The sequence below is a fragment of the Pseudomonas sp. N40(2020) genome, from assembly GCF_014472415.1.
Taxonomy (GTDB): domain Bacteria; phylum Pseudomonadota; class Gammaproteobacteria; order Pseudomonadales; family Pseudomonadaceae; genus Aquipseudomonas.
The window spans coordinates 170,406-176,450 of sequence record NZ_JACSZV010000007.1; the positions used below are offsets into that span (position 1 = coordinate 170,406).

6 protein-coding genes are annotated in these 6,045 nt (G+C 59.2%); 2 read left to right on the forward strand and 4 right to left on the reverse strand.

Annotation, left to right across the window (positions count from 1 at the left end; all coding sequences use genetic code 11):
- Positions 1-4: 4 nt before the first annotated feature.
- Entirely contained in the window at positions 5-670 is a 666-nt protein-coding gene (gene msrA / locus IAI51_RS07850) for a peptide-methionine (S)-S-oxide reductase MsrA (protein WP_095187387.1), read from the forward strand.
- Between the two features lie 130 nt (positions 671-800).
- On the opposite strand, the gene IAI51_RS07855 is transcribed toward msrA, so the two are convergent.
- Positions 801-1,640 carry a 23S rRNA (adenine(2030)-N(6))-methyltransferase RlmJ gene (locus tag IAI51_RS07855; protein ID WP_150593982.1) on the reverse strand — a complete coding sequence of 280 codons (840 nt, stop codon included), beginning with the start codon at positions 1,638-1,640 and terminating at the stop codon, positions 801-803.
- A gap of 329 nt (positions 1,641-1,969) precedes the next feature.
- Here IAI51_RS07855 and IAI51_RS07860 point away from each other — a divergent pair, with 329 nt between their 5' ends.
- On the forward strand, positions 1,970-2,383 hold the full coding sequence (locus tag IAI51_RS07860) for a hypothetical protein (protein ID WP_187677943.1): 414 nt from the start codon (positions 1,970-1,972) through the stop codon (positions 2,381-2,383).
- A 107-nt stretch (positions 2,384-2,490) separates the two neighbouring features.
- Here IAI51_RS07860 and IAI51_RS07865 read toward each other — a convergent pair whose 3' ends face one another.
- The 3 genes from IAI51_RS07865 to IAI51_RS07875 form a co-directional block, all read right to left on the reverse strand.
- Positions 2,491-2,811: a hypothetical protein gene (locus IAI51_RS07865; RefSeq protein WP_187677944.1), complete on the reverse strand. Its 321-nt coding sequence runs from the start codon at positions 2,809-2,811 to the stop codon at positions 2,491-2,493.
- 330 nt (positions 2,812-3,141) lie between these two features.
- Positions 3,142-3,846, reverse strand: a complete 705-nt coding sequence (locus tag IAI51_RS07870; protein ID WP_187677945.1) for a DUF4123 domain-containing protein — start codon at positions 3,844-3,846, stop codon at positions 3,142-3,144.
- Entirely contained in the window at positions 3,836-5,851 is a 2,016-nt protein-coding gene (locus tag IAI51_RS07875; RefSeq protein ID WP_187677946.1) for a type VI secretion system tip protein VgrG, read from the reverse strand. The genes IAI51_RS07870 and IAI51_RS07875 overlap by 11 nt, the downstream gene beginning before the upstream one ends.
- Between the last annotated feature and the right edge of the window lie 194 nt (positions 5,852-6,045).

Consider the following 6,045-nt stretch of genomic DNA (forward strand, 5'->3'; position numbering starts at 1 on the left):
GATCATGGTTCTGCGCTCGGAAATTCTGGTGAACAAAAACGTGCTCCCGACTAAAGAACAAGCTCTGCCCGGCCGCGAAACCGCGATGACCCTGCCTGAAAAGCACTTCGTCTTCGAAGAAACACCGCTGCTTGGCCCGTTTTTCCAGGACGTCGATTTTGCGATTTTCGGTCTGGGCTGCTTCTGGGGCGCAGAACGTCGCTTCTGGCAACGTGAAGGCGTGGTCAGCACCGTGGTCGGTTACGCCGGCGGCTTCACACCGAACCCGACCTACGAAGAAGTCTGCTCGGGCCTGACCGGTCACGCCGAAGTGGTGCTGGTGGTGTATGACAAGGACAAGGTCAGCTACGAAGAGCTGCTGGCGATGTTCTGGGAACTGCACAACCCGACGCAGGGCATGCGGCAGGGCAACGATATCGGCACGCAGTACCGCTCGGTGATCTATGCGACCAGCCCGGAACATCTGGACGCAGCGCTGAAGAGCAAGGCGACCTATCAGGCTGAACTGTCGAAGGCGGGTCTGGGTGAAATCAGCACCGAGATCGAACAGGCGCCAACCGTGTACTTCGCCGAGGCGTATCACCAGCAATACCTGGCGAAAAACCCTGAAGGCTACTGCGGAATCGGCGGCACCGGCGTGTGCATGCCACCGAGCCTGGCGGGTAATTAAAGCCTGAAAGCAAAAGATCGCAGCCTTCGGCAGTTCCTAGAGAGGTTCCGTTATCGTCCACGCATTTGTGAACGACACTGAACCTCTGTAGGAGCTGCCGCAGGCTGCGATCTTTTGATCTTGCCGTTGATCAGCTCTCGGCAATCAACCAATCCATCTGCCACCCACCCTGAGTCTGCCCAAGCTTCTTGGACAACCACGGCAGCAGCTCACGCAATTCTTCCTCCAGCCCCCACGGCGGATTGGCAATCGCCATCCCGGAGCCGTTCAAGCTGTTCGGCGTATCCAGCGGATGCACCAGCAACTCCACGCGCAACAACTTCGGCGCACCGGTACCGGCCAGATCCTGATAGAAACGACGCAGCGCACGCTGATCCTTCACCGGATACCAGATCGCCGCCACGGTTTGACGCATCCGGCCAATGGCCTCTTTCATCGACGCCGCACACCGCTGCATCTCATCGAGCTGTTCGAACGGCGGATCAATCAACATCACCGCACGCTTCTCCTGCACCGGCAGCATTGCCCGCGCCACATGCCAGCCCTCGCCCAGATGAACCTTCACCCGACGATCACCGGCCATGTTGTCCTTGAGCAGCACGCCGTCTTCCGGGTGCTTCTCGTTGAGCATCACCCGATCCTGCGGCCGGGTCAGGCGCCGCGCCAGCTCCGGCGAGCCCGGGTAATAGCGCAACTGGCCATCCGGGTTCATCTCGTGCAGCACCTTCATGTAGTCGGCGGTCAGCGCCGGCAGGTCCGGCTGATCCCACAAGCGCGCGATGCCTTCCAGGTACTCGCCGGTACGGTTGGCCTGATCGCCCTGCAAGTCGTACAGTCCGATGCCGGCGTGGCTGTCGAGATAGGCAAACGGCTGCTCCTTGCGCGACATCAGGGCGATGAGGCGGGTCAAGGTCAGGTGTTTGAACACATCGGCGTGATTGCCGGCATGGAAGGCGTGACGATAATTCATGATTGCTCCTGCGAAGGCCGCGAAGTTTACCTTTTACCGGGCGGCAAGTCAGGGGTTGGCGGCCGAGCGGGCAAAAGCCTTCCCCTCACCCTAGCCCTCTCCCGCTGGGAGAGGGGACTGACGGTGGTGATCTTGCGGGTTACATCGACCTGAAAGATCAACGTGATCTCAGGCTTGGCCAATCGAAGATCACCGCAGCAGTCGCAAGTCGGCGTATATCGCCCAGACACCTCGGTCAGTCCCCTCGCCCTTTGGGAGAGGGCTAGGGTGAGGGCATGGATTGATGGAGTTACACTTGCCCGACATGACCGACAGGACGTCAAAAAACCATGCGTCATTTCATTATTTCTTTACTGTCTCTTACTGCCTCATCCCTGGCCCTCAGTGACGAAAAAAATGCTGACCAGGCTCGCCTAATGCTCAAGAACTACGGTTTGAGTCACTGCATCCTGAAGCCATTCAAAGAAAATTCAGCATTGGAAAAAGACATCGGTCTGTCCGCTGGTGCTTACTCGTTCATGGGCAAAGGCATGCACTCCGTCCTGCAAAATGAAGACACGCTGCAAGTGCTGCACGATCCATATAAAGAAACCAGAAACTATGTGTATGCGGCCTATGAGCAGACACCGTCGATCAGCAAGCACTCGAACAGCAATGTAGTTTTTTATGCTTGCCTGGAAGTCTATAACTCAGAGGCTTTCGACAGTTTTATCAAGACTCAGGATCGGTACATTGCAGACTGACTGCCGCACCCTCAACGTCAAAAGATCGCAGCCTTCGGCAGCTCTCACAGGTGATCCCGTGTAGGAGCTGCCGAAGGCTGCGATCTTTTGATTTTGCTTCTGGAAACTCAGGAAGGCATCGCGCGCAACCGCTTGCCGATGACATCGAGTACATCACAGCCATCACGTAACGGAATCACGCAGAGCTGGGCGAAGTCGCTGAGGATCATCGAGTCGCACTCGATCGAGCCGCGCATGCAAAGGTTTTCCAGCACCTGGACGACGGTGCGGATGCGATGGTTGGCAGCGTCCATCAGGATGTCGGAGGGGACGTGGGTGTCGATGAACAGGGTGGGCATGTCGCTGCAGTTGCCGGTCAGGGCCATGAAGCGATTGTCGGGATGGGGGATGATTTTTTCGTAGGGTGGATCGGGTGTTAGCGTTTTCATTTTTGAACCTCTGGTAGTGAAATGGGCTTCCACCATCTCCCTCCTACGGGTTTGGGTGGCAGCCATGCGCGGGGTAGGAGAACCGAGACCAGAGAACTCGGCCACGCCGAAGCGTGCCCGCGCATAACCGCCGCAAATGATCTTACGGACGCAAGTAGACTGCCGCAAACCGGGCAACGACGTTTATGCACTCTTCTAGTCTCAAGGCTCCTACACCCTGTCGCCGCATCTGCGGTGACCTTTTAAGACTATCCCTGCAACCCACCGCCCACCAGTTCATGAAAACCGCCGCAACTCGAAGGAAACGTCCGAAGCCTTCGCCCGGAAATTTCACTCCGACTCTGCCAGCAAATACGCCAACAACGCCGATTGCGACGATTCTTCCGACGTTGAACGCTGAAAAAACTGCCCGATCTTGCAGCGCAAAACCGCCTCGGGAAACGCCTCGAACAATGCCGGATGCTCCTCGCTCAGCCACTGCACAACGTTACCGACCCGAACGTCATCCCCCGCCGAAGCCAACACCGAATCAGGCACCGCCCACCAAGGAAACACCCGCCCCGAAACCTGCGACCGCCCCCCGATTTCCAAGGCCTGACCATTGATCAGTCCGCGTGAAATTACTGGCAAAAGCTGCGCCGCTTCCACCGCATCGGACTGCAAAATCGGCAGCAAAAACCGTCCATCCCAAAACCGGAAAAACACCGCTTTCCCGTCCGGCATCAGCACCTGCGTCAGGCTGCGAAAGTGCTCGACCACCACTTCCAGGCTCGCCGAAGACACCGCCAACCAGCCCCAGTCACGGGACTCGGTAGCCGCCACCCAATCCAGAAACTCACTGTCCGCCGCGACAATTCCCACATAGGGCATCACCGCGTCCCACTCGGCGTAAATCGTGTCCGCCCAGATCGGATTCGACGTCACCAGGGAGGGTTTGGCATCGCTGGCGTTACTGAAGATCGCGAACAACTGCTCCGACGGCTTCAACGGCTGACGCGCCAGCCATGCGCGGGGCTCAACAAAGTCAGGCTGCACAGACACCGTCCTTGCAACGCTCACATTCTTCGCAGAATGGCGCATCACCTTTGAAACTCATGATTTGCGCGGCCGTCAGCATCGCCGCCGGCGCTGCCGCCAATGTATCCGGCAACCCCGGCACACTCGGCGCGGCACTCATCGCCGCCATCGGCGCGCCACCCACAACAATCGGCACGCTGCTGAAAATCCCGCCGGGGCCGATGTTGATCCATTGCCCGCCGGCCTGAATCGTCGCGCTGGCGCCGCCATCGATCACCACTTGCTGGCCGGCGCTGACGTGGAATTGCGCACTGGCGCTGGTCGCCTGGTTGCTCACGCGGATATGCCGATCGCCCGCCACCGTCAGATGATCGTCCTGCTTGACTTCGGTCTGGCGCTGGCCGTGGGTGATGCGCTGTTCGTCAGCCTTCAGTTCGTGCCGGGCGATGCCGGTGACGACGATGCTGCGCTGGTTATCGACCTGCACCTGCTGATCGTGCAGCACATGCTGGGTCCAGTTGCGTTGGGCGCGCAGGTAGATTTCCTCGGCGCCTTTTTTGTCCTCGATGCGCAGTTCGTTGTAGCCACCGCCACCGGGGCTGCTCTGGCTGCGGAAAATACTGCGGGTCTTGTCGGCGGGGAGATCCAGCGGCACCGGTGTGGCGGCGTTTGGCAGGCAACCCATGACCAGCGGCTTGTCGGCATCGGCATCGATGAAACCGACCAGCACTTCCATGCCGACCCTCGGGATCAGCACGCTGCCGTAACGGTCATGCGCCCAACCGGTGGCGACGCGCAGCCAGCAACTGGAATGCTCGTTGAGTTCGCCGTCGCGATCCCAGGCCAGTTGCACCTTGACCCGGCCAAACTCGTCGCAGTGGATTTCGCTGTCCTGCGGCCCGGTGACAACCGCCGGTTGATAGCCGAGCATGCGCGGCTTTTCCGGCCCCAGGGCTGGCCGGAAGAACACGTTCCACGGCGTCGCGAGAAAGGTATTACGGTAACCCTGGAATGCTTCCCCATCGCTGGTCACCGACTCTTCCAGCACTTGCGGCTGTCGGCCACGGTGTTCGATGGCCGTCAGTAACCAGAGATCGTTCCAGTCGTTGCGCGGATGCTCGGTCAGTTGCAGGAAATGTCCGCAAACCAGCGCGGATTCGTCGCTGATGCCCTCGGCCTGACGGTAATCGGCGACATGCCTTTCAAGCGCTCGTTGGGCCAGGTGTTTGCCGGTGTCACGATCATTGAATTGGCCGGGAAAGTGGTAGTCCTCGAGCACCGGACGCTGCTCGCCATCGATGCGACTTTCCAGTTGCAGGCGCGGCTTCTCAAAGTTGTAGTCGCGCCGGGTGACCACGCTGGTACGGGTTTCCACGCGCACATTGAAGCGCTTGATCGCCGGCGCCCCGGCCGACATGCCGCTACCGGGCAGATAAAGCGTTGGCTCGGCCAATCGCGGGAACACGGTTTGATCGTCGCCAAACACCAACAGATGCCCGTCGGGGCTGTGCTGAAAGTGGTAGTGAATGCCGACTTCGGCACACAGGCGCTGGATAAACGCCAGATCGCTCTCGGCGTACTGCACGCAATATTCACGCTCCGGGTAGTCGCTGCCGAGGCGGAATTCGAAGGCGTCGCGCAGGATCGCGTGATCCTTGAGGATCTGCGCCACGATCTGCGGCACGCTTTGGTGCTGGAATATCCGCTGATTGATCCGGTGTCCGAGGTACGTCAGACGCGGGACAAGGCTGACGTGATAGCGCGTCAGACGTTTCCCGGAGTCGCCCTGCCCGACCTGATAAATCTGACCGTGAACACCGGAACCGTCGGCATCAAAACTCAGAAACGCCTGACAGTGCAGCAGGCTTTCGAGATCCAGATCCGGCCGTTCGCTGACCAGTTCCAGCTCGAAACGAAAGGGTTGGCTGATGGCTTCCTTGCCCGTGAACTCAAGGACTTTGAGGTCATGCTGGGCGCCTTCGAGGGTCAACGTGAAACGCGGTTGATTGGCAGGCGCGAACATCCGATGTCTCTCTGCAGAATGAGGGCGGGCGATTCTGCATGAGGGGCGAGGGGTGTTGTGCGGGTGACGGGAAAATCAGATTTGCCCTACTTTTACTGTCGAATAGTCCGTTGGAAATAAGTGCATCCGACTACAGACGCAGCCCTCAAAACCACCCCCATCCCCTGTAGGAGTGAGCCTGCTCGCGATAGCGG

Coding starts and splice junctions, on each gene's coding strand:
- msrA (WP_095187387.1), top strand. CDS start 5: ATGGTTCTGCGCTCGGAAATTCTGGTGAACAAAAACGTGCTCCCGACT.
- IAI51_RS07855 (WP_150593982.1), bottom strand. CDS start 1,640: ATGAATTATCGTCACGCCTTCCATGCCGGCAATCACGCCGATGTGTTC.
- IAI51_RS07860 (WP_187677943.1), top strand. CDS start 1,970: ATGCGTCATTTCATTATTTCTTTACTGTCTCTTACTGCCTCATCCCTG.
- IAI51_RS07865 (WP_187677944.1), bottom strand. CDS start 2,811: ATGAAAACGCTAACACCCGATCCACCCTACGAAAAAATCATCCCCCAT.
- IAI51_RS07875 (WP_187677946.1), bottom strand. CDS start 5,851: ATGTTCGCGCCTGCCAATCAACCGCGTTTCACGTTGACCCTCGAAGGC.